The organism is Halococcus saccharolyticus DSM 5350 (genome assembly GCF_000336915.1).
GTDB classification, from domain to species: domain Archaea; phylum Halobacteriota; class Halobacteria; order Halobacteriales; family Halococcaceae; genus Halococcus; species Halococcus saccharolyticus.
Genome location: NZ_AOMD01000010.1, coordinates 21,684 through 45,231 on the forward strand (window position 1 = coordinate 21,684; position 23,548 = coordinate 45,231).

Below are 23,548 nucleotides of genomic sequence, written 5' to 3' on the forward strand. Positions count from 1 at the left end.
AGTTCAATCGTAGCGCAATCCATAATAAATCATCCCCCGTTTGTGGAGTGAACATGTGTCAGCGTTTTGTTCACAGTAGTCAGTTTTGTGTATTTTTATTCTTGTCGAGATTTGTGATTGATTAATCTGTATGATATTCTGGACTTGTGAATGAGTTTTGCAGTTTCACGGTATTATTGTGGATTCTTTCACAACACACTAGAGTCGAGGTACTATCATAGTGACAGAAAATTATGTGTATGAATGACAATTTATATGCCTAGATAATACTCTTATCTTGGTGGATGAACTATTGTATCTATGAATCCAGCTCTCGGGCATATCGAGTTCCTATCTCGGTCGGCCCTTCGTGTTGCTGTGTTGCGGTCCCTCCTCGATCAGCCTCACGACCGCGCCGAACTCCGCGAGGAGACGGGAGCCTCTTCCTCAACACTCGGACGTATCATTAGGGATTTCATCGAACGGGACTGGATAGTCCGCAACGGACACGCCTATGAAGTAACGCCGATGGGCGACCTCGTCGGGCGAGAATTTACTCGCCTCCTTGATTCCATGGAGACGGTCGAACACCTCCACGAAGCGATTACCTGGCTGCCAACCGAGGAGATGGATCTCGATCTTAGTGGGTTGCAGAACGCCTCCGTCATCGCAGCGACCGCCGGAAACCCGTTCCTGCCGGTTCTCGCGATGGCGGGCCGGATAGGTGGGGCGGATCATGTTCGAATGCTCGCTTCTGTGGTCGTGCCGCAGACGCTGGCCGCCATCCGCGATGGTGTAATCGAAGGAAGTCAGTCGTTCGAGGGGGTCGTCACGCCGAGCTTCCTCGATGCCCTTGGTACTGATACCACACTAGGAGGCCATTCTCAGGAGATCTTCGAGGCGGATCGAGCGGAGATCTATCGTTACGAGGGGGAGTTCCCATTCAACATGGCAGTTCTGGAAGATAGGGTCCTCATCATGGTTTCCGATGCTGAAAAAATGCCACGTGCGATGATCGAGACGAGAAACAAGGAGGTGCTCAGGTGGGCCGAATCGACCTATACATCCTACCGCGATCAGTCCGCTCCTCTCAAACCCGAACGACCGGTCAAGTAAGAGATCTCTGCGTTCCTTTCTTCCTCGCTCTTGTGAAGCACATTGTAGGTGGATCAAAGCACCTCTCGAAGGACGTGTCTCAACGCTTCTCGGCCAGGTTTACGGTAGATTTGCCTTCGTAGCTGAAACGCTCTCAGATAGTGCGTGAGCTTGTCCTTCGAAACGCCTCGATGAGGCGAGAGCCACGGTCGCACCAGCGACCCGTGGCTCTCGCAGGTATTCACGTGAGCTTCACCGTCGACGTACTTGTTGTCCGCATAGATGACCGACTCGCGGTGAAACCGCTCGTCGTCATCCAGCGAGGCGTATGCTCGGAATCCATCCGTGTAGACCGTCAGTGGTTCCTTCTCGCAGCCCGCGAGAAGGAGCCGAACCGTCGATTCGTCCGCCGATTTCGCCGGAACGACGTACCGCTTCCCACTCCCGCGATCAACGAGGGTGAACACCGGCGGCTTGTCACCTTCGTATGTTCCACGCCCGCGCGAGGAGAGACCTCGCGAGCGCGACGGCTCGTCGCGCTCGCGGCCCTTCAGTCCGGCAGAAACGTACAGTTCGTCGATCTCGACGGGACCAGACAGCTTGATCGAAGGCGCGTCGAGCGCATTGGTGAAGCGCTCGACACGCCGGTGGAGCGTCTTGGACGAGAGGTCGAGTTCAGCGATAAGTTGGCCGATACTGGTGTTGAACCGGACGAACGTATAGAACGCGAAGAACCACTCGTTGAGCGCGAAGATCGTGCGGGTCTTGTCGTTGAACATGCTGTCACAATCCTTACAGAGATACCGCTGAAAGGCTCTGTAGCTGCCGTATTTGATTACCGACGACGAACGGCAGCGCGGGCACTGGAGGCCATTGCGCCAGCGGACCTGCTGGAGCAGGTCCGCGGCGCTCATCTCCGAACTCAGTGCGGCGAATGGAAACATCCTACCGGGTGACACGGAAGCGTCACCCTGGCCCGCTACGCTTTCTCAGCTACAGCTGCTCCACCAACAATGTGCTACACATGAGCGATATTTCAATAACCCAAAATTCGTCTGCGGTGCGAGGTAGTCGGAACCAACGTTGTTAACGATATTGACGATGCGATGACTAACTTCGCCAACCATAGGCTGAAATTTCGTTCACTCAGTGAAAATTGTTTCAGATAGCGACTATCAACCATTATGTGGGAAAATGAGTGGTGAATGACTATACATATATTTCGAAGCATAGTTTGTGCATGGATATCAGGAAACAAATCGGAGGTGACGAAGCTGCGTCTATTCAAGTAAAGAACACTAATGAGGGTCACCTCCGTTCTCTGTCAACTTCAGCAGTATTAGTACCACGTACCGCTGAGCAAGAGCCCGTCGTAAGTGTAATTCTCCCGACTCTTAATGAAGAGGAAGGCATCGGAGAGTGCATTCAGCGAATTATTGCTACACTGAATGAACTCGACATCACCGGCGAGATCATCGTTAGTGACAGCTCAACTGACCAGACCCCGGTTGTTGCCGCAGAAATGGGGGCGTTTGTCGTTACGCCGGATCAAGTAGGCTATGGATACGCCTATCGATATGCCTTCGAATACGCTCGGGGCGAGTACGTCGTCATGGGGGATGCAGACATGACATACGATTTTGAAGAGCTGCCGAAACTCCTCGAACTAGTAACCCGCGGTGAAGCTGATATGGTAATGGGCAGCCGATTGCAGGGTACGATACTGCCCGGTTCCATGCCTGCATTGCACAGATATATCGGGAATCCACTGCTGACGATGCTCCTGAATCTGTTTTACGGAGTGGGTGTGAACGATGCGCACAGCGGGTTTCGGGTGTTTCGCAGGGAAGTGCTCGATACGCTTTCACTCAAAACGGACGGAATGGAGTTTGCCAGCGAAATGGTAATGGCTGCGGGAGCAAACGACCTTCGGATTGCAGAAGTACCAATTACCTACCACAAACGGTTGGGCGAGGCGACCCTTAGTAGCTTTCCGGACGGCTGGAGACACGTCAAGTTCATTATGACGAACGCACCCGGAAAGCTGTTTTCCGTGCCTGCATTCGGGCTGATGCTCGCCGGGATCTTTGCTATGGTGGCATCGGTTCTCGGGCCTGTAGTCGGAGTGAGCAGGTTTGGGACAGCCACGTTACTCGTTGGCAGCCTCTTGACGATTGCTGGGTTCCAGATTGGAAGCCTCGCAGCGTTCAGCTCAATCGTTTCCCAACCAGTCAGGCCCTCAAAAGGACTTGTGACGAGCTGGATCAAACGCGACTTTCACCTCGAATCCGCTCTCGCAACTGGTGGCTTGTTGATCGCCATGGGTGGGATGTATGTCGCGTATGCTGTCACTGAGTGGGTCGTGAACGGCGCTGTACAGCGTCAGCTCATCGCCTTCGATGTATTCGCAGTCACTGCGATAGTCATCGGCTTGTTTACAGTTTTCAATTCGCTCTTCATAGAGTTATCCAATCAATCACGAACCTCCGGTTCAGGATCGATCGTCCAAAAGGAGCCTCGCACCGAGGACGAATTGCTCGAAAACGAAGGGTACGTCGCATGAAATCCATCAACGATCACGAAATCAATTCAAAGGAAAGGCAAGAGAGTTGGGCCAAGTCAAACGAGTCGAATCAGGACCGGCAGGTCTCTCTTCCGCTATCTAAGAACGAGACCAACGACCAACCGCACGTCATCGTTACCGGTGGGGCAGGATTTGTTGGAAGCCATCTCATCGATGCGCTTCTTAACGATGGGTATCGTGTTACCTCGCTCGATAACATGGCGACCGGCCGTCATGAAAACCTCGCACATATCGAGTCGTCACGGTTCGAAAGCTTACAGCATGATGTCACGGAACCGTTCCCCGATTTCGACCGCGTAGACCAGATCTATCACTTCGCCTCTCACGCAAGTCCGGCTGACTTCGAATCACACGCGGTCGAAATCGCGCTCACAAACAGTTTGGGTACACACCACGGACTACAGACTGCACAGCTACACGATGCAACGTTCGTCCTCGCATCAACCAGTGAAGTATACGGTGAGCCAGAAATCCATCCCCAGCGAGAAGACTATCACGGAAACGTGAATCCACGAGGTGTCCGAGCCCCGTATGATGAAAGCAAGCGTCTGAGTGAATCACTAGCTGCAGCTTATCATCGTCAATACGGCGTCGACACAAGAACCGTTCGCATATTTAATACGTATGGGCCTCGCATGCGGCGAAACGATGGTCGGGTCATACCGAATTTCGTGGACCAGGCACTCCGCAATGAGCCTCTGACGATATATGGAGATGGAACTCAAACGCGGAGTTTCTGCTACGTCTCCGATCTCGTTGCAGGGATACGGTCGCTTGCGGAACTAGACGAAACGATCGCAGCAGGTACTGTAGTCAACTTGGGCAACAGAAACGAAGTGACGATTCGAGAGCTCGCCGAAACGATCGTTGACGTTCTGGACAGTCAATCCAGGATCAGCTACCAACCACTCCCACAAGATGACCCATCCCGCAGACGACCGGATCTCACGAGAGCGGAAACCATGCTGGGCTGGTCGCCAAGCATCGATTTGAAGACGGGACTCCAGCATACGACCGATGCCTTCCGCGAGGAAAGCGATCTGCGCGAAATCAATAAGGTGGAGTCGTCAACTATCCTTGCGTAAACTACCCCTCCCTGCTCGCTCACCTGACGGCTCGCTCCCGGAGGAAGGGGCTTTCATGTGGACTCCCGGCAATTAGTCCCCGGCAACGGGCCGTGGACCGTCGTCGGTCATCGTCCCACGATTCAAGCGCACGTCTACTGGTGCGTCTCCGTCCGAAGACATTTGCGACGAGCGGAGTCTGTGGTATTCCTGTCGGGCGTATCGCAACCCGATGTTTTTGGCCGCGTTGTAGTCGGCATGGAGTTCGTACCCGCACGAGAGGCACGCGAACGAACCGCCGTCGCGGTTGTTCTCGTGGGTAAATCCACACCGAGAACACCGTTGGCTGGTGTGGTTCGGTTCGACGGTTTCGACCGCGATACCACGCTCGGGTGCTTTGTACGCGACGTATTCGTAGAGACGGCGGAACGCCCAAATGTGGTGCCAATCGGCCTGTGGAAGCCGTTCGCGGATACCGTCGAGATTCTCGAAGACGATGGCCGCACAGTCGTTCTCGACGGCTTCGGTTACGATCTCGTTGGCGAGCGTGTGGAGGTATTGCTTCCGCCACGCTCGCTCGCGGCGACCGAGACGCTTCATAACGTGGTGACCCGCTTGCGTCGCTTGCTGTTGCATCTTCGTGCGACGCTTCTCGAACTCGCGCACCCAGTGGTCGTAGTCGTCGCCCTGCCAGAACGTGCCCGTCGAAGCGACAGCGAGACTGTTCACGCCGAGGTCGATACCGAGGACCGAGCGGTGCTCGGTATCTGTCGAACCTCTTTCGTCGGCGTTGTCGTACCGCCGTGTCGTGATGTGTGCGTAGAACTCGTCGGTCGTTTTGTCATACCGAACCGTGCTCTGCCACCGCGGCAGTCTGCCGGACCTGTTTTTCATTTTTTATATATCGATAGATATACTAACATGCGAACCGTAGTATTACTGGATCAACGAACATGGATAGTGAGTTAGTTAGTATAATTGTCCCAACATATTATCGGAACGAGGGGCTCCATCAAATGCTCCAGAGTCTACAGGCCCAGGCGTACGAACCAATCGAAGTCATCGTCGTCGATGACTCAGGGGAGGGTTACGCCAGCGATGTGGTCGGCGATTTCGATGAAGTGGTTTACGTCCGATTACCCGATAATCGCGGCGCACAGGCTGCCCGAAACGCCGGACTAGACATTGCGAATGGCGAGTACGTCTGGTTTCTGGACGACGACGACCAACTACGCCCATCAGCAGTCTCGAAGCAGGTTGCGGCGTTACGCGAACACCCGAACGCGGGCGTCACTGTTTGTGGAATTGAATTTACCCATGGAGGGTTCCATTTACCGACAACGAACCCCTCTAGACCAGAAATTGAACGAGCACTCGAATTTTGGAACGGTCCGTTTCGATACTCGACGGTCCTCGTAGAACGGTCCTTGCTCGACAGGATCGGTCCACTCGACGAGTCATTTGAGGGAGCTGGAGACATATGGATGCGGATTGAGCTGGCTAGGATCACGGATTTCGTTGCTATCGAAGAACCCTTAGTACTCGTCGCCAAGCGGGAACAACAGATGGAGGCCGGTGAGAATGCCGACCATCTCGGGTTTTCACGAGCGGCACTTGAGGCACGCTGGAAACTTTTCGAGCGGTACGAGGCACTCTACGACGAGGTTGACCCGAATGTTCGTCGCTTCGCACTTGCCGATGCGCACCGATTGGAGGGGCTCTTGAATCTCTATAGTTGCCCCTGGTCCCCTCAGGCGATTATAGCGTTCGCTCGTACAGCCTACTACACCCCGTCAAATCGCCCTCAACACTTGGCAGAACTCGCTGCCTCTCTTTTCGGGCGGTCGGGCCACAAACTCGGCCAGAGCCTTCGTGACGGAGTGCTCCACCGGTTAGATCGTCTACGAGGACGTGAGTAACCGTTTGAGCTTCAAGAGTTCGTCTGAACTCAATTCATCAAGGAAGTAGACTGTGACCAGATAGGCGATAGTGCCAGCTACGCTGGCGACGATAAGTTCACCGATGCTACCCCCTCCAAGCGAGAATACCGCAGCATACGGGCCGAGGAGACCGATTGAGGCAATCCCCACGTTTCGAATACTCTGTCGCGGCAACCGCCAGGGAATGAATTGCCGACTAGCGACGAAGATGAACACCGCGTAGAGAACGAAGCTCAGGAGGGTTGCAACGGCCGCACCAGTGTATCCGAACACGAGGATGAGGGGGATGTTTATCGCGATGTTAACCACCACGACCAAGGCGATGCCACCGAACAGCACGGTCGTTTTCTCCTTGACTTCGATCGCTTGTTGCCCCATCAGAGCCACGTTCCAGACCAGAAGTCCCGCCGCGACGATCGGAATCACGACCGCCCCCTCCACATAGGATTGATCGAGAAGGAGACCACTCACGACTCGACTCAGTGCGGAAAGACCGATCACCGCAGGGACCCCGATCAGGAGGAGGTATCGAGTCATGTCGGAGACAGCCTCGGCGAGTTCCTCCCCGTTGTCTCCGTCCCAGAGATTCATCACCACAGGTCCGACCGCGCCGACGAACGGTTCGAATACGAGTCCGAGCCCATAGTGGGCAACTGAGTAGTTCGATGCATAGATACCGGTGGCTTCGCTTCCCTGGAGAAGTTCGATGAGTACTTGATCGCCGAAGTTGAGCAGTGACAGCCCGACAAGCCACCCAATGAGTGGAAACCCGTATCGTGCCATTCGACGCGCAAACGGGGCATCAACGTGCATCGAATCGATGTTGAATCCGAGCTGAATCGCGAGCGCGCCCGCGGCGACCCCTGAAGCAATTGCGGCACCCCAAAGCCACCCAATGATACCGTCGAGCAATACGAACGCGACGACGATTGCGAGCACCAACCCCCCTACTGACTGAACCACGTCGTAAACGGCGGCGGATCTCGATTCGAGACGTGCTTGCAAGAGTGCTTTGAAGGTGTGATACATCCCGTCAGTGACGGCGAACGCCGTACCGGCGAGCACAAAGGGAGCGAATGCACCGAGCGACGATCCAAAGAAAACGAATCCGACGCACCCGAGAACAACGAACACCGTACCGATGAGGGTAACGAGCCACGCGACGTTTCCGTAGAGTGCTGCCGGCTCGACGTGTGGCTCGAACCGGATTATTGCTTGATTTATCCATCCATAGCAGGCCGTTCCGAGAACACCCGCGATCGAGAGCGTCAGCGCGTACCGGCCATATGCTTCAGGCGGAAATGCATGAGTAAAGACTACCAGCGCGACAACGCTTGTCACTGCGGGGGCGAACCGTGCAACGGTGTAGAATCCGAGATCGTGAGCGAACTGTTCAAAAACGTCGGTCACGCGCTCGGTGTCGGATTCACTCATCTTGACGGTCTCCGGATTTGAACGATGGCATGAGACAAGGACGGAGAGTTGATTAAGACCGTCATCAGGGAGGTGTGATGAATCAGAACCGCCCGGCGAACTCGTCGTCTGTTAGAAGCTGCGAATAGTCGGTGCGTGAATTAAGCGTCGATTGCCGTTCGACTTGTCGTTTGTATTCATCGTAGACTCGGTATGACTCGCCAGCCACTTGGGTACTCGAAGTACCGTGTTTTCCCCCAAAGATCGCCCAATCGGATTCCCACTCGCCGGTGTTATCGAAGTTATACCAACTCACCATCTTGATGTCCTCGTCATCCGCGAAGGAGAACAACCGTTCTATCCATTCCGCTTTCCGACTGGGTCGGAAAGTACCATTCACATACGATGTAGAACTCACTTCGGGCAGCGCGAGAGGTTTGTCGCTCAGTCGTTTCATTCGTTGGACCATCGTGCCGAACCGATCTTCAGGTGTCCGCCATCGCGAATCGTTATTGATTTCGCCGTAGTTGTAACCGTTGAGACCGATCCAATCGACGTATTCGTCGCCCGGGTAGAACCGTTCAGTCTGAACGCCGCTGGTTTCGTCGGCATTGGGCGTCCAAACCCACTGGATGGTGCGTTCGTCCAGCGGGGTGGTGTCGAAGATTCTGTGGATACGCCGCCACATTACTACGTAGTCCGCCGGATTCTCGGATCGGCTCGTCTGCATCCCCCTGTTGGCGGATGAGGCCGAACTCCACGGGTTCCAGTCGCCGTTCATTTCGTGAGCGGGAACGAAATACAACCGTCGTCGAAGTTCCCGGTTCGACCCTCCTTTGACCCACGATGCCAGGTTTGTCGCCCACGTCTCGATAGTATCGTCGAACGCGCCGTCAATGATCTGGGATTCGATGTCCTCGGGTGTCTGTTCCCGTGGTGAGACGTATGGTTGCCATATCAACATCGGGACATGTCCCTGGTTCCAGAGCCTCGTCAGATGGGTATCGACAACGGTCTCGATCCACGATGTCCCCGTAAGGGCGTCGACGAAGAACACCGCGACCGCCGGGTTGTGACCGAGCCACTCGTCGATCCCACTGAGGTCGCTGGGATGACCACCGTTGTACACACCTGAGAGATATGCCCCTGATCGCGTCGTCGGTGGTTCGATAGTTTGGGCTGTGTTCCGCTCGGTGGACGTACTCACTTCAGGTGGCGATCCTCGCTCACCAGAACCGTTCCCGGGGGCAGCCTCTGGAGCTTCAGGGTTACCGTCGCTCCGTTCACGACCCGACTCTGACAGAAACGGTTTCGAGCATCCGGACGCAACAACGGCGCCACCGAGCCCAGCCGCTAAGAGAAACTGACGCCGGCTCGTTCGACGGTGGTCGAACGATCTGTTCCGCCCCTCATCCGGACCTCGCATATAGGATCTTGAACTCCGTAGACCTACAATGTTTCTTGTACATATTCAACTAAACGGTAGCGCAGTGCTCCTTTTCTCAATGTACATGACCGATGAGAGCACGAGTGGAGAACCCGAAATCACCCACCACGACCTATCGCAGGCGGGTTCTTTGGTTGCCCGGTGATGACTGAAACCAACCACAGGAATTGCCACGCCCTCCTTATCCGAACAACTCCTTGAATTTGGATGAAGCCTCGGGGAACTGCGTTTCCGGTCCGTAGAGGGCGTGTTTGTCCAACTGCTCGAAGTAGACATGCCACGCCACGTCATTCTCGTTCATCCAGTCATACATTTCTTGGACGAAATACGGGTTGTCACCGCCGCCATGCGACGAATTCGTATGCTCCCAAACGCCCCACTCGGGAATGCACAGCTCCTTTTCGTGGTCGTCGGCCCAGTTACGGAACCAATCGAGATGCGCTTTCGAGCGGTCCCATGCAGCTATGTGATCGTCACGGGTTGGTTCGCCAGCACCCGCGTACTGGTCCCAGTTCCGGTCGTAGATATCGATACCAACCATGTCAACGTATCCGTCGCCAGGCCATGTGTCCTCCGCGTAGCTGCCTTTGTACCGAATATCGTAGTTGGGATTCCAGACGATGGTGAAATCCTGCCCACTGACCGAACGTAAGGTATCGGTCATCTCACGCCACATCTCGACGAACCACTGTTTTTCCTGGTCGGTCTGTGGGTTGATCGTGTGCCCGAGGTCGAACTCCCCCACAATACGGATATAGGAGTTTTCCTGATCGTTGTTCACCAGTGAATTCCCGAATGAGGCCACGGCATCGTTGATGCCGCCGTTCGCAGCATCTTCGAGGGTGGTGAAGTTGTGAACCATCAGGTCCCACGCCATCTGTCGTTCGTCGTTCTCGGCGACCCAGTTGGTCCAGGGCTGGATCTTCCAGTCGGGGACGTTGTGGTAATGAGCCTCCTTCTTCATGAACTCGTCCGCAACCAACACTGATCGGCCCAGCCAGTCCTCGTAGTACTGACTCGGGTCTTCACCGATATGTTGGGCAAAGTCAGCGCCAAACGTCGGATTCATCGTTCCATCGTTATCATCACCGTCATCGCCGTTGCCTCCACCGTCATCGCCGTCATCACTCGAGCCACCATCCGCACCGTCAAATCGTCCACGTCGCCCAAGCAGGTATCCGACAGTCTCGTCGACATGATTCGTTTCGTCGTCTGCGCTCTCTTCCTCTTCGACACGCACTTCAGCCGATGACGCATCAAGCTTCCGGCGGCGAAGCCCAGCGGTGTTGCCGCCATGAGTCGTCTGCATTGATGAGACGAACGCTGGCTCGCTGTATGAAGTGGTCGCCGTAACGGGTGTCCATGCTTCGTCCGATGTGATCGTTCCTATCTCGAATACACCATCGACATTGCCGTCAATGGCGATATAGCCCACTTCCTCAGATACGTGGCTCCCTCGTGCCTCCTCTCCTTGGACGCGGACGGAGAATCCACTTTCCGTGACGTCTTTGGTGCGTGTTACTATTGGATCACCACCGTTGACGGTCTGTGATTCGGTGAAAACGACCGGCAACTGGTCGAACGTGGATCCGAAGGTGACGGACTGCCATTCGTGGTCAACTTCGACGGTTCCAGCATGGACTGACGCGCCGTCTACCTCGTTATCTCCGGACTCCACTACGAGGTAGCTGATGTCTTCTTTGGTGTGGGTCAGGTCCATATAGCGCCACTCTTCGATTTGCCACTCCGCTGAACCCGACCACACGGCACGGAGACGGGCGTGCGCAGGTTCCTCGCCGTTAGTACTGAGTGGTCCCATCACCACCACGGGATCGTCGTACGAATGTTCGAAGTCCAGGGTAAACCAGTTCCCGCCGTTCGAATCCCACTGGCCGGCGCTGGTCGTTCCGAGTTCACCGACAGGAGTCGTGGCGGCAGAAACGGGGGACGCCGTTAACCCGCCGACCGTACCGAATGCACTCGTCGCACCGATCGTTTTGAGAACTGTACGTCTGTCAATTCCGCTCTTTTTCTCGTTGTTGTCCGTCATTGTGGTCTAATTGCCGAGGTCCTTAGACCCCATTGCCGAGTACTGCTACAAAAGCATTACCAATAATGTTAAAATAATATCAGAAATTATCGAGTTCATATAGCTGTAAACTAGTGATAGGTGAAAAATAAATTCGAGAACAACTCACTCTGCGCACTGGCTGCACATCTCCTGTTCAATCGGGCTACGGTGGCGGCGGTTCAGAAGACGATCAGATCATACACGCGAGGCGCGATCACGGCCACTGTGAGAAGCACGGCGGTGATTCGAACGACACGAAGTCGACGTTGCCATTGGGGCTGGATGCTCACCGGCGCGGCGAGCTCACTGAGAGCGAGCAACCCAAGCGTTCCACCAACGATCACGAAGTCGGTCCTGGGATGACCAAAGATCGCCATCCCGAGGATGAGCAACACCAACCACCCAAGCACCGCAACGACGAACCGTAGTCGACGTCGCACACGACCACATTCGATTTCGACCGAAGAAAAGTCTCCCGCACGAACGGCTCGTGGTGGCTCTTCGATACACGTTGTCGGACTGCTGGCGGATCGACCGACGTTTCGCGGCCTCAGTCGGGAGTGGCGAATATTCAGGGAGCCTGTTCTCCAGCTACTCAACGGATAGGGAACTGATTGAAAAAGGTATAAATAAAAATTATTGTTATTAAATATAGAATAGATATATGGTGATTGTTCTCCTATCCGTATCACAATGAGGAACTGGAAGAGGATTGGGCTCGGTGGGTTCAGCACCTTCGCCGGACTGCTTGGCTGGCAGTTCGTTGGTTATCCACTGGTGATGGGGTTGGTCGCGCGGATTACGAATACCGATCAACAACAGTCGACGGACGAACCGTTCATTACGGTCATCGTTCCATCGTTTACCGAAGCAGGTGTGATCGCACGACGGGTGGCGAATCTCCGCGAACAGACGTATCCGAACAACCGATTCGAAGTCCTGTTTGTGGACTCCGGGTCGACCGACGGTACGCCGAACGTTATTCAGAACGCGCTCGACGGGCTCGAACCGGATGATCCGTCAATGAAATTGCTCAAACAAACCGAGCGCAGCGGAAAGGCCTCGGCGATCAACCATGGAATCGAGCACGGTCGCGGAGACGTTGTGCTCGTAACCGATGCAAATACGGTTTTCGTACCGGAGACGATCGAACGGATCGCCCCGCACTTCGCGGATCCGACGGTTGGAGCGGTCGCCGGGCGGTTGGCAGTGTCGGATGCCGATTCGTCGCTGACCGCTTCGAACCATTTATATCGTGACATCGAACACATGAAAGCAGTTGGTGAATCGCCACTCGATTCCGTCTGTCAGTTCGTCGGTGAGATCAGTGCCTGGCGTGCGGACCTCGTCCAAGCCGACGAGACCAGCCTCGCCGAGGATCTCGACCTCTCAGTACGTATCCGCAAACAAGGCTATCGGATCATGTATGAATCCGAAGCACTCGCCTACGAATCAGAACCCGATACGGTCGTTGAACAGATCACCTCGAAAAAACGCCGCGTCATCGGTACAATCCAGGTGCTGTTGCGACATCGCGACTATCTGTTAATACCAGGTGATCGATACAGGACAATCATCTTCCCATCGCGGAAGGGACTTCTCATGTTGTCGCCGTTTCTGTGTATCGGAGCCGCCGTCTGCTTTCTCATCACGCTCGTGGTGGCGCCGTTGGCCGCGCTCGGCGCAACGCTTGTGACGGGATCACTCGGATCGGCCACGTTCGCTGCGCTGTTAGCGGTTCGTGACCGTCTGCCCACCACTGAGACGGCCGAAGACGGCGACAAGACCGAGATCCGTTCGAACGGCATGGGTAACGAATTGGGCCCAGACACATCATTGACCGACGAAGGCATGGATTTGGGAGGGATTCTCGCCGTTGTGCGCTACGTTGCGGTCATCGAGTATGCGATCCTGCTTGCGTGGTGGGATTTCTTCAGTGGAAAGTACTCGGTTCGGTGGGAGAAATCGACCTCCGATCGCTAGTAGTTCCTACTCTGTCGCAACCTCTCCGGTGTAGGTGTCAAGCAATGACTGGACGTGAGCGCCGAGTGTGTGTTCCCGAGCCCAATCAAGTGCGTTCATCCGCATGGCTATCTGGTCGCCGTTGAGCACCCGCTGAATCGCGCTCACGAGCGCATCAGGGCTGGCAGGGTCGAAAAGCGCTCCCATCTCGTTGGGTTTGATCAGTTCCGGAATCCCGCCGACGGCACTCCCGACGACAGGAAGTCCCGCACCATAGGACTCGCTGATAACGAGGCCGAACGGCTCGGCCCACTCCGACGGCACCACCCCGAGAGATACACTGCGACGGAGCGACCAGAGTTCGTCGGACGAGACGAATCCGTGGTAAGTGATGTTTGGTGTTTCATCAGCACGACGCTCCACAAGACTCGCCAATGGGCCCGTCCCACACAGATGGAATTCCACTTCGGGGAGCGAGCCTGCAGCCGCGAGGAGCGTTTCAACACCCTTCTCGGGGGCGAGACGACCGACGAAGAGTACGGAGGGACCGTCGGGCGGCGATGAAGGAGCCTCTGCGATGCGTGCGACGCCATGCGGGATCCGCCGACACGGAACGTCCTCGAAGAGGCCCCGTTGACGATGTGCGTCGAGGATGAACTGACTCGGGCCGATGACGACATCGGGCGTTCCGAGGAGTGTTCGCTGGAGGCGTGTGAACAAGCCGCTCGTCGTTGGATGATTGGCGAGTGTTCGATCCAGAGTACCAACTGGGGTGTCGACCCGGATGGTACTCCCCGGACTCAGTAGGTCGTAATCGTGGAGTGTATGGACGTACGCCGCGTCGCTGTTCGCTACCGCAATAGAGGCGAGGGTCGAGATTCCTTCGAGTCCATTGACGTGGACGACATCGGGCACCGTTCGATCGAGGACACGCTTTACCATCGCCATAGCATGGGGATTAACCATATCGACGCCCCGCCAGACCGCCTGTCGTGCGAGCGAGTACTGCTGGTATGTACTCTTGTGGGCGACGTTAAACGGGAAGAATCGCCAAACATCGATTCCCTCGTAGGTGACCTTGTGAGGACGCAAACTGGCTACCCCATCGTAGGGTTCGGTCGTGACAACGAACGCACGATGCCCTTCGGCTTCGAGTCGATTTGCGACCTCGATCACGTACTGTTGCGCACCGCCTGCAGCATGAGGTGGAAACACCCCCGTGACGAAGCAGATTTTCACGGCCGTGCTCTCCACGGTGTCGGTTTCTCACTCCCCAACCGACGACTACGAATGCGGTCGTTGTTCTCCTCTCGTTCAGTCGATTGTTGCGCAGGAGCGATGACCGAGCCATTGGGATTCCAGAGCAGTCCAGTCTGATCGCTTGCGTACACCTTGTGCTGTGTAGCGAGAGTCTGATCGAACCAGTGAGGATCGATAAGGACGGACCCGATAGCAATTCCATCGCCGCTACTAACCACGTACGACAATCGGTGGTCGACAAACTGTTGTCGGTAGAGTAAAACTCCCTCACCCGTTACGATCCCGGACTCGTTCACACCCGCGCTCTCGCTTTCGACGCCGAACCCGTCCATTGCCTGACTATCCACCGCAAAGGAGTAGAGAGTGACGTCATGTCGCCTGAGAAACCCGGCAGTCGATTCGAGATCGCGGTATTCAGCGTTCGAGTACGCTTTCTGTGGCTCCGGTGTGGGGTAGAGCTCATAGAGGTTCGGCCCGGAGTTGATCGCGTAAAGGTCGTCGCCGGCACCGTAGTTTAGGGGTGCTGTGGTACCGACAGCAGCGACGAGAACGACGATGGCGAGGAGCGTGGTGTGGTTTCGATCTCCCGAGCGGGACAATCGGTACAACCCGACGCCAATGACGACGGCGAAGAAAACCGTAAGCGGGAGCTGGAGCCGATTCAAGCCGGGCACGGTAAGCGGTGTTCGGAACATCATGACTGAACCCACTATACCGACCGAGAACAACGGCAGAACTGGCCAGTAGGTTCGCGTCCGGTCGATGACGGTAGCCACGCCCAGTAAGAACACGATCAACAACGCGATTTGGTAGACTCCGTCGGTGCTGTACAAGCTACGGAGGGCGGTTTCGATCGACAAAGATGGCAGGGTCGTTCCGAGTGCGTATGTCGGCGTTGGGGCTCCAGAATCGGCCGTGAACAGACCGAACCCGAGGATCGTTCGGACCGAGCTGGCGAGTTCGGCAAGGAACGTCGACCGGTACGCCCAGTAGGAGATCGAGAGGAAGGCGACGATGGCAGCGAGGTACCCCCGTGGCAGCCTGAGGCGTGCCTGTCCACCGGTCGTCATGGAGTCGATCCGATTCAACAGAGATGTAGCTGCTGCCAGAATACCCACGATGGGGATGAAAAGGACGATAGTCAACTGGTGGGTGACGACGAGTGCGGCCCCCAGTATCAGACCGATGAGGCTGAAGCGAAAACGGGTCTCGCGGTCCTGATTGGCTCGGTAGGCGACGTACAAGCCGAATATCACGAGGGCAACTGCCAGCGACTGCGGGAAGAAGTAGGTGGCGTAGTAGAGAAACGGCTCGGACATCACGAGCCCAACCGCGACGAACGCACCGAGGCGTTCGTTTCCGGTCGCCGCGCGAACGAGCACGAACGCAGAGAGCACTACTACGCCGTAGGTGAAGATTCCGGTGAGGAGGATGGTGTCGTAGGCAGAAATTTCACCGATCACACGGATTGCTCCGTTGAGGATGGCGAAGCCAGGAAAGAATTCGTATCGCGAAATCCCGGCGACAGAACCGGTTTGGACGAGCGTCTCGACGTTTCGGACGTGATACAGCGTGTCGCCACCGCCGTAATAAACATCGTTCGTGAGGTACTTGCTGATCGTCGACGCCCCATAGAGCGCGGCCGCCTCGGCAACAAGGGTGTGCGCGCCAACGCCGCTGATCGCCTGAAGCGTTACCAACCCGAAACCGACCGGCAAGCAAACGAGTAGACCGAGCCCACGGTCACCGGTAACAACCGAGATCCCAACCGCATAGACGACGGCAAAGCCGACTAGGCGCGGTCCATATTGATTGATGAGCTCTCGATAGCGAGAAATGCTTGACCGAGAGTCGGACGACGGTTTGAGAAGCGTCCGACCGTAAAACCAGAGTGCGATCGCGACGGCGATGGCGATGTAGGCACCCTTCACTCCGGTGTACAACCCGAGAACTGCCGCTGCCGCCACAACTGAAAGTCCCGCTCCAACGAACAAGAGGAGAAGGAGGAGTCCTCCACGACGGCGGAAGGCTCGTCTCATGACCGCCATTTTTCGCTTCGTTGGTCTCCGCCGCTCGGCTGGCGATATCCTCCGCGAGGAAGCGTCGATTGCTTCGTCGTGTAAGTCGTGCGCTTACGTGCCCCTCGTTTTAGTCTGAAATCATCCATTCCGGAAACTTCAGATTCCCCATATCTCGAGAGATAACATTTTCGAGCAGTGATAGAGATCGGAAGCGTCATTCGTTGTTGTTCGTCGAGAGGTCAGTTAGAAGTTCGTCGTACCCCCGAAGGAGCCGACTCCACGCGAACTGCTCGCCGAGGGAATGGCCACCTTGAGCAAGGCGTTTCCGCCACCCTTCGTCTCTGGCAAGTTCGCGGATGGCCCCTTTCATCGCCGTCGGCTCGTCCCGTACCAGGGCGTGTTCGCCGTCACGTATCGGGAGACCTTGCGTCCCGACCGAAGTCGTGACGACCGGGAGACCGGCGGCGAAGTAATCAAGCATCTTGAGCTTCGTTCCTGAGCCGCGTGGGAGCGGACATAACGCGATATCGGCAAGCCGAAGCGCATCTATGAGATCGGTGACGTACCCCGGTGCGTACACGTTCGGAGCGGTGGATCGTGGAGGGTTTCGACCGACGAGGAGAAACGCCATTTCGGGAAACACGGGCGAGAGTTCCTCGATCACAAACCTCGCTGCCGCGTGGTTCGGCTCGTAGTCGAACGATCCGACGAACAGACATACTTGTTGGTCATCGGGAATACCGAGATCGCGTGCCAGCTGGTCGGGGTTGCCCTCCTGCTGGAGTTCTTCGTAATTAGTGCCGTTTGGAATTACTCGTACCGGCGTCGCGGACGGAATGTCGAACCGGTCGCGATCGTCTTCGGACTGAAACACGATCACATCCGCATCCGAAATCCCCTGTTGTTCGTGTTCGTAGAGATTGTTGACGGCCCGCTCGCGGACCGGCAATGGCAGATGCTTGTCTCGGAGGTACTGGTCGAGAAAGTCGTAATAGCAGTTGTGCTTGTTGAGAACCAACTGTGCGTCGTGAATCGACGCGAGCCGTCGTGCTGCATCGACCAGCTCGGGGGCTTCCGAAACCACGATATCGAAGTCGGCATCCGCGTTCGATACCCGTGAGACAACGTATCTCGTGATGAGCCGCTGTACGGGGTGGCGAGTCTGGATGGTGAATCCACCGTACCACGCATGATTCCGAATCGCTTTGGACGTCACCACTGGTGACCTGAGGTCGATTAGTCGGATTGTCTCCGGAAGCTGTGTGTGGCCGTCCCACGGTGACACTCGCCACAGGGTTCCATGTTGGTCGAGTTTCTCCGCTGTTTTCCACGATCGGGTTTCGGCGCCGGTCGTCGGTGGATACGACTGGGTTTTGTCGAGCTGGAGTATCTCAGTCTCGGAGTTCATCGGTGATCGGGTTCTGTGTGGGTGATCGAGCCCATCAGGTCGGTCCCGATCTGGTTCGACACCGTGGATACGGTTCGTCGTCCGTCGTTCGATGCAGAAACGTTTACGAGCAGATGGACCTCCCGGTCGGCGTTCTTGATGGTCGGTTGTGATGGGGGTTGCCCGCGATAGAGCAGGAATGCCAGCCGGAGGTTCGAACCCTCCGTTGGTGGGACGATCGCTCGACGCTCCCGAACGGTATCGTTGGCCCTCACTCGGAGACCGAACTCGTCGAGTTGCATCCGGTTCATGACAGAAACAGAGCTATTTGTAATGTCGATTCGCTGAAGAGAGGTGACAATTGTGTAATTGGCGGGCGCGTTGCCGTTGTTCGTGACTCCCACTACGATCGGTTGGGACTCTCCACGGGTGAGATTGGTCGGGTAGTCTGTCGCCGACGATTGACCCGTGCCGTTCGGCGCAAGCAAGAACAGGTCCGTTGAAGACGACTGCGTCGGTGTGACGGTACTGGCCGCGACGATCCCACCGACCGAGACGATACTGACGACCAGGAGGATGGACACTGCCGTATCGATAGTTGATTCCCTTTGGAGGCCACGAACCTCACCGAAGAGGGGAGCAAGCGCACCGGGGTAGCGGTGTTCGGGTCGAAGCCGACCACGCCGACTCGCCGCGAGGACTGTCGCCCCAAGGGTCACCCCTGAGAGCACGAACACCACAGCCCAAAGCCCGAAGCCGACCGGGGAGACCACGAGTGCGAATCCCGCGACAATGACGATCGCAATGCTCACTGCAACCGATAGGACGAAGCGTTCGATCGGCCCGATTCCTCCTGTGATCGGTCGTGGAAAGTCGGTTCGGGCGTCCGACCGTTCGGGAAACGCCACGGTGACGAGCGCATATCCAGGGAGAAACAGTACGATAGCGAAAGCGAACAGGACCCGAAGCGGCGTCTCTCGAATACCGGGGACCGACAACACCACAATCGTTCCGACGACCGACACAGCAGTGACCACGAGGTCGATGTTATATCCAGCCCGAACCCTGGCAATCCATTGCCGGAAACGCGCTCTCACGTGCCATTCTTGTGAGTAATAACTACATAAATGTAGCGACGTTTGACCTTGGCTTTCGAAGCTCGGGTTGGTAGAAACAGAGTGACACGGAGGAAAAACGCGATCGACAATCTGCCGGCCAGGGAGCGTGAACCATCTTTAATATGCTTGTGCGGGAAAGCCGGATAACCATTGATGACGGTGTCGTCACCAGCGGCTGACCGGGAACCACCAACGGAACGGAAATGACCGACCACGACGCCGAACCCGACGAAATTGACCTCAATAGTTCGGTACGACACGGTGACGATCGTCGAATCGAACGGGTCGTCATGAGCGAACGTGGTCTCGACGCAGAGGGTCGCCGTCGGTACCGATTCGGGATCATCGTACTTGCCGGTCTCGGGGTCGTGATGGGGGCGACTGGTATCGTATTCGCGGACGCTCGAACACTCCTGTTCGCGCTGTCAGGGACCGGTCTATTCGGTGCCGTCCTCCTCTATTTACTCGTTCCTGAACGGTTCGTGACGGCGACGCTCGCACGGCGTACCTATGCCCCACTCGCCGAAGTCGGTCCGCTGTTCGTCGAGGCCGTCGGCCTCCCGGATCGGCAGGTGTACGTCCCGACAGGTGATGATGAGGTTCGACTGGTTATCCCTGCCGGTGATACTGTATCCGTAGACATCGACGAGGTGGCATCGGTCGGTGTTCATGCCGATGATACGTTCGAGGGGATCGTACTACCGACGACCGGCAACGGGCTCCTCGCGGAGTTCCGTGATCGAACCGATACCACGCTGGCGACTGACGCCGAAGAGCTCGTCGTGGAGTTGCTCGACGTGTTGGTCGAGGAGTTCGAACTGGTCGAACAGGCGAGCAGCAGCGTGTCCATGGAAACGGGTCAGGCCACTATCGCCGTCGAGGGGAGTTGTTATGGCCCACCGACCACGTTCGACCATCCGGTGACGGCGTTCCTCGCTGCAGGACTGGCCAACGGTCTCAAAACCGAGGTTGCACTTGACCCGCCCCCCCGGGCCGAGGACGGCCACTATGTGATTAGCTGTCGATGGTAGGATCCGGTGACGACTGACGACATACGACGGGACGGATGCGGACGGCGATGATGACAGTAATACCGACACCGAGACCGAAAGCGAAGACTAGCAAAGCGGTCAGATACTGTCCCAAGAGAGGCTACTGTGAGTAAGCTACCACGGCCTGAAGGCCGTGGCATTCAGCATGGACTCCCAAGACACCGACCTCGGTCGCGGCGGCGATCGAATGGACTGAGACGCTCGGTTTCACCGACGACGTCGCGCGCGAAGCGGCGGCGATCAAAGCATCGCTGCTTGACGAAGGCAGCGAGGTTGGAGTGGCCGACACGGTGATCGCCGGGACCGCTCGCGAGGCAGGTGCGACACTCGTCACGGCAGACGATCATTTCGGTCGGGTGCCGCGCCTCTCAGTGCAATTCATTGAGCCGGGGGAGAAGTGAACGACCCCACCCTACCGCTCGCCTAACGGCTCGCGCTTGAGGGTGTGGCTTTCCTGTTTCCACTACGCGCTTTGCATCCACAACCGAGGACTCAGGAAGCGCAGTCCCCACAGGCGTTGATTCGGCACGGCCCCTGCCTGAATCCGCTTTGCGATACCGCGAGAAAGAAAGTTCCACGCCGCGTTTGAATCTCTATCTTGACGCCGAACCGGGCCATGAGTCGGTTGCCACGACCTGAGAGGGTGTGTTTGACGGCAAGGCTGCGGGCAGCCTCAGCGAGGCCAACGCCAGTGAGGTGTTCTATTTCGTTGCCAGCTTCGAGGGGACAGGCGACGACACGCCAACGGCAGCGTCGCTTCGACACGGCGATCGTGATCGCCGGGCACTCTAGCGGCAGGGACTGTGGATTCGAGGACCATCGTGCCTCGTTGGAGAGGTCAAGGCAGACAGAGAGTTCGCTCTGGCCGATGCAAACGCGGTCGCACTCACTGCGGAGCAGGGCCCTAACGCTGGTCGTCGGGGGCCGTGTCGTCGAAGAGATCGTCGTACTTGCTCATGGGTTCTTTGCGCGTAGCCGATGGTCATGTTGCAGTTCCAGCGGAACTACGAGTGTGTATGTCGGTCCGAAAGCAAGAAAGATGCCGCCGACCGTCGACGAGCATACGTCGCCGTTCGGAACGCGCTCGAGACGACGGTTACAGCGCCGGACCATCAGGCCACCACTACTAAGTCAAAACGGACCGTACGGGCTGCTATAGGGGTGGGTTCTTGGAGATCAGCCGAGAGCCAGGGGTGGGATTTGAACCCACGAATTCTCGATTACAAATCGAGTGCTTGCACCGCCCAAGCTCCCCTGGCGCGCTCGTCCCTTATCCCCCCTCGGGTTTGTCGGTGTCGCTTTCGAGTTGCTTTTCGAGGTCGATCCGGTGGGGCGTGTATCCGGCGCGGCGATAGAATCGGCGGGCCGCCTCGTTGTCCGCGAGCACCGAGAGCCCGACGGCCTCGAACCCGGATTCGCGGAGCGCCGACTCGGCCGCCGCGAGCAACGCCGCCCCGATTCCTTCGTTCCGCCGGTCAGGGGCCACGACGACGTTCCGGACGATCCCGCGCGAGACGTCCTGTCGATAGCGGTCGCCCTCGGGACCGAACATCACGAACCCGACGATCTCGTCCGTGTCTGTCGTGTCCGTGGTCGCTCCATTCGCGTTCGCCTCGTCCGCGTCGGCACGGGCGATCCGGAGTTCGTCGGCGACGATGTGACGGACGATCGCGTCGCGGATGGTCGCCCAGTTGGCCTCCGCGAGGAGGTGCGAGCCGAACGCACGCTGCTCGCGTGCCAGCGCGACCCACTGATCGGCGATCGCGTCGGCGTCGTCGGTGTCGGGCGATTCGATCCGCACTACCGGAGTGCCTCGACGGCAGGGAGCGCGTCGCCGGTCAACAGCGTGAGCGCCGCGCCGCCACCGGTGCTGATGTGATCGAACCCCTCGATCCCCAACCGCCGGACCGCCGCCGCAGTGTCGCCGCCGCCGACGATGCTCTGCTCGGCCCGCGTCGCGGCCTCGTAGAGGCCCCGCGTCCCTTCGGCGAACGCCTCCTCCTCGAAGACGCCCGCCGGCCCGTTCAGAATCACCGTGCCTGCGTTCTCGATCACCTCACCGTAGGCTGCGATCGTTCGGCTCCCGACATCCTTTGCGGGCGCGTCGATTTCGGCTGGAAGGTCGGCAACTGAGACCTCGTGGCGAGCGCCGTCGCGTTCGACCGCGACGTCTTCGGGGACCGTGATCTCGTCGTGTGCGTCGAGCAGATCGCCCGCACGGTCGATCTCGTCCCAGTAGCCGGCGTCGTAGACGAACTCCGCGGTCGCGTTCCCGAGTTCGGCTCCGCCAGCGAGCAGGCAGACGTTGCCGACCACGCCCGCCGTGAGGACGGTGTCGGCGAGATCGCGTTCGAGCACGCTCCGAGCCACCCCGATCGAATCGCCGACTTTCGCGCCACCGAGAACGTACACTCGGGGGGTGGGGGTCTCCTCGATCGCCCCGAGGACATCGAGTTCGCGCTCCATCACCCGGCCGGCGTAGCTCGGCAGGCGTGTGGGAAAGCCGACGAGCGAGGGCTGTGAGCGGTGAGCGGCAGCGAACGCGTCGTTGAGGTAGACGTCGAGCGCGGGTGCGAGCCCCTCGACGAGATGGGTGTTGGCGGCGCGTTCGGGGTCGAACTCCATGTACTCCTCGGCGTAAAAGCGAGTGTTTTCGAGGACGACGGCTTCCCCGACATCGAGCGCCGCGACCCGATCGCGTGCCGCCGACGAAAAGGTGGCGTCGCAGTAGTCAACGGGGTGGTCGAGCAGCTCGTCGAGCCGGTCGGCGTGGGCGGCGAGCCGCGCGAAATCGTCGCCACCGGGCCGGCCCTGATGGGCGAGGATCGCCACCCGTGCGCCGCGGTCGAGCAGCTCCGCGAGCGTGTCGACGTGCGCGCGGAGTCGGGCGTCGTCGGCGAGTTCGCCCCCCGAGACCGGGCTGTTGATATCGATGCGGACCCCGACGGCGACGCCCTCAGCATCGAGGTCGTCGAGGGTTCGTATCATCGTTCGTTCTATTTCTGCGCCCCGGCAAATCCCTTTCTGTCCCGGTGGTGGTTGGTGGATGCTCACATGGGGCTCGGTAGAGACCCCCTTTCCCCGGATCGTCGCCACGACCTGCCGCAGGAGTGGCGATTCGGAGCAAAGGTTATTACCCTCCCCCAACCGCCCAC

General features: G+C 57.5%; 19 protein-coding genes, 1 tRNA gene and 2 pseudogenes. 8 read left to right on the forward strand and 14 right to left on the reverse strand.

What is annotated here, in order from left to right; translation table 11 throughout:
* Nucleotides 1–300 precede the first annotated feature (300 nt).
* On the forward strand, nucleotides 301–1,095 hold the full coding sequence (locus tag C449_RS02550; RefSeq protein ID WP_049913837.1) for a helix-turn-helix transcriptional regulator: 795 nt from the start codon (nucleotides 301–303) through the stop codon (nucleotides 1,093–1,095).
* A 53-nt stretch (nucleotides 1,096–1,148) separates the two neighbouring features.
* On the opposite strand, the gene C449_RS02555 is transcribed toward C449_RS02550, so the two are convergent.
* A complete protein-coding gene (locus C449_RS02555; RefSeq protein ID WP_049913838.1) occupies nucleotides 1,149–2,018 on the reverse strand; it encodes an IS1595 family transposase in 870 nt (289 codons plus the stop codon).
* A 296-nt stretch (nucleotides 2,019–2,314) separates the two neighbouring features.
* On the opposite strand from C449_RS02555, the gene C449_RS02560 reads away from it, so the two are divergent.
* Both C449_RS02560 and C449_RS02565 read left to right on the forward strand, forming a co-directional pair.
* Nucleotides 2,315–3,637: a glycosyltransferase family 2 protein gene (locus tag C449_RS02560; protein ID WP_006076343.1), complete on the forward strand. Its 1,323-nt coding sequence runs from the start codon at nucleotides 2,315–2,317 to the stop codon at nucleotides 3,635–3,637.
* Nucleotides 3,634–4,743, forward strand: coding sequence for an NAD-dependent epimerase/dehydratase family protein (locus C449_RS02565; protein ID WP_080504877.1), 1,110 nt, complete (start codon nucleotides 3,634–3,636; stop codon nucleotides 4,741–4,743). The genes C449_RS02560 and C449_RS02565 overlap by 4 nt, the downstream gene beginning before the upstream one ends.
* 72 nt (nucleotides 4,744–4,815) lie before the next feature.
* On the opposite strand, the pseudogene C449_RS02570 reads toward C449_RS02565, so the two are convergent.
* Nucleotides 4,816–5,580, reverse strand: a pseudogene (locus tag C449_RS02570) (RNA-guided endonuclease InsQ/TnpB family protein); the annotation flags it as partial.
* A 95-nt stretch (nucleotides 5,581–5,675) separates the two neighbouring features.
* Here C449_RS02570 and C449_RS02575 point away from each other — a divergent pair.
* Nucleotides 5,676–6,641, forward strand: coding sequence for a glycosyltransferase family 2 protein (locus C449_RS02575; RefSeq protein ID WP_049913839.1), 966 nt, complete (start codon nucleotides 5,676–5,678; stop codon nucleotides 6,639–6,641).
* On the opposite strand, the gene C449_RS02580 is transcribed toward C449_RS02575, so the two are convergent.
* The 4 genes from C449_RS02580 to C449_RS02595 all read right to left on the reverse strand — a co-directional run bounded on the left by C449_RS02580 (nucleotide 6,624) and on the right by C449_RS02595 (nucleotide 12,033).
* Nucleotides 6,624–8,096, reverse strand: coding sequence for a lipopolysaccharide biosynthesis protein (locus C449_RS02580; protein ID WP_006076347.1), 1,473 nt, complete (start codon nucleotides 8,094–8,096; stop codon nucleotides 6,624–6,626). The genes C449_RS02575 and C449_RS02580 overlap by 18 nt on opposite strands.
* A gap of 82 nt (nucleotides 8,097–8,178) precedes the next feature.
* The gene (locus C449_RS02585; protein WP_241430057.1) at nucleotides 8,179–9,132 is read right to left on the reverse strand and encodes a glycoside hydrolase family 26 protein; all 954 of its coding nucleotides are present in this window, start codon (nucleotides 9,130–9,132) and stop codon (nucleotides 8,179–8,181) included.
* A gap of 571 nt (nucleotides 9,133–9,703) precedes the next feature.
* On the reverse strand, nucleotides 9,704–11,572 hold the full coding sequence (locus C449_RS02590; RefSeq protein WP_006076349.1) for a glycosyl hydrolase: 1,869 nt from the start codon (nucleotides 11,570–11,572) through the stop codon (nucleotides 9,704–9,706).
* 200 nt (nucleotides 11,573–11,772) lie between these two features.
* Nucleotides 11,773–12,033: a hypothetical protein gene (locus tag C449_RS02595; protein WP_006076350.1), complete on the reverse strand. Its 261-nt coding sequence runs from the start codon at nucleotides 12,031–12,033 to the stop codon at nucleotides 11,773–11,775.
* A 340-nt stretch (nucleotides 12,034–12,373) separates the two neighbouring features.
* On the opposite strand from C449_RS02595, the gene C449_RS02600 reads away from it, so the two are divergent.
* A complete protein-coding gene (locus C449_RS02600; RefSeq protein WP_006076351.1) occupies nucleotides 12,374–13,576 on the forward strand; it encodes a glycosyltransferase in 1,203 nt (400 codons plus the stop codon).
* A gap of 6 nt (nucleotides 13,577–13,582) precedes the next feature.
* On the opposite strand, the gene C449_RS02605 is transcribed toward C449_RS02600, so the two are convergent.
* The 4 genes from C449_RS02605 to C449_RS02620 form a co-directional block, all read right to left on the reverse strand.
* Nucleotides 13,583–14,809: a glycosyltransferase gene (locus C449_RS02605; RefSeq protein ID WP_006076352.1), complete on the reverse strand. Its 1,227-nt coding sequence runs from the start codon at nucleotides 14,807–14,809 to the stop codon at nucleotides 13,583–13,585.
* Nucleotides 14,791–16,533: a hypothetical protein gene (locus tag C449_RS02610; protein WP_152415634.1), complete on the reverse strand. Its 1,743-nt coding sequence runs from the start codon at nucleotides 16,531–16,533 to the stop codon at nucleotides 14,791–14,793. The genes C449_RS02605 and C449_RS02610 overlap by 19 nt, the downstream gene beginning before the upstream one ends.
* Nucleotides 16,534–17,050: 517 nt before the next feature.
* Nucleotides 17,051–17,920, reverse strand: a complete 870-nt coding sequence (locus tag C449_RS02615; protein WP_161606432.1) for a glycosyltransferase family 4 protein — start codon at nucleotides 17,918–17,920, stop codon at nucleotides 17,051–17,053.
* Between the two features lie 320 nt (nucleotides 17,921–18,240).
* Nucleotides 18,241–19,248 (reverse strand): DUF1616 domain-containing protein, encoded by a 1,008-nt coding sequence (locus tag C449_RS02620; RefSeq protein ID WP_006076355.1) that lies wholly within the window; start codon nucleotides 19,246–19,248, stop codon nucleotides 18,241–18,243.
* Nucleotides 19,249–19,544: 296 nt separating this feature from the next.
* Between C449_RS02620 and C449_RS02625 the strand changes: the two genes are divergently transcribed.
* Both C449_RS02625 and C449_RS17345 read left to right on the forward strand, forming a co-directional pair.
* A complete protein-coding gene (locus tag C449_RS02625) occupies nucleotides 19,545–20,372 on the forward strand; it encodes a hypothetical protein (protein ID WP_006076356.1) in 828 nt (275 codons plus the stop codon).
* Nucleotides 20,373–20,575: 203 nt separating this feature from the next.
* The gene (locus tag C449_RS17345) at nucleotides 20,576–20,794 is read left to right on the forward strand and encodes a PIN domain-containing protein (protein WP_080504879.1); all 219 of its coding nucleotides are present in this window, start codon (nucleotides 20,576–20,578) and stop codon (nucleotides 20,792–20,794) included.
* Nucleotides 20,795–20,805: 11 nt separating this feature from the next.
* Here C449_RS17345 and C449_RS18950 read toward each other — a convergent pair.
* Nucleotides 20,806–20,991: pseudogene (locus C449_RS18950) on the reverse strand (RNA-guided endonuclease TnpB family protein); the annotation flags it as partial.
* Nucleotides 20,992–21,038: 47 nt separating this feature from the next.
* On the opposite strand from C449_RS18950, the gene C449_RS18045 reads away from it, so the two are divergent.
* Complete coding sequence (locus C449_RS18045) at nucleotides 21,039–21,185, forward strand: hypothetical protein (RefSeq protein ID WP_006076358.1); 147 nt, start codon at nucleotides 21,039–21,041, stop codon at nucleotides 21,183–21,185.
* A gap of 393 nt (nucleotides 21,186–21,578) precedes the next feature.
* On the opposite strand, the gene C449_RS02630 is transcribed toward C449_RS18045, so the two are convergent.
* The 3 genes from C449_RS02630 to C449_RS02640 all read right to left on the reverse strand — a co-directional run bounded on the left by C449_RS02630 (nucleotide 21,579) and on the right by C449_RS02640 (nucleotide 23,381).
* Nucleotides 21,579–21,652: transfer RNA gene (locus C449_RS02630), tRNA-Thr, on the reverse strand.
* A gap of 11 nt (nucleotides 21,653–21,663) precedes the next feature.
* Nucleotides 21,664–22,194: a GNAT family N-acetyltransferase gene (locus tag C449_RS02635; RefSeq protein ID WP_006076359.1), complete on the reverse strand. Its 531-nt coding sequence runs from the start codon at nucleotides 22,192–22,194 to the stop codon at nucleotides 21,664–21,666.
* Complete coding sequence (locus tag C449_RS02640; protein ID WP_006076360.1) at nucleotides 22,194–23,381, reverse strand: phosphoglycerate kinase; 1,188 nt, start codon at nucleotides 23,379–23,381, stop codon at nucleotides 22,194–22,196. Before C449_RS02640 ends, C449_RS02635 begins: the two co-directional genes overlap by 1 nt.
* Nucleotides 23,382–23,548: the final 167 nt, after the last annotated feature.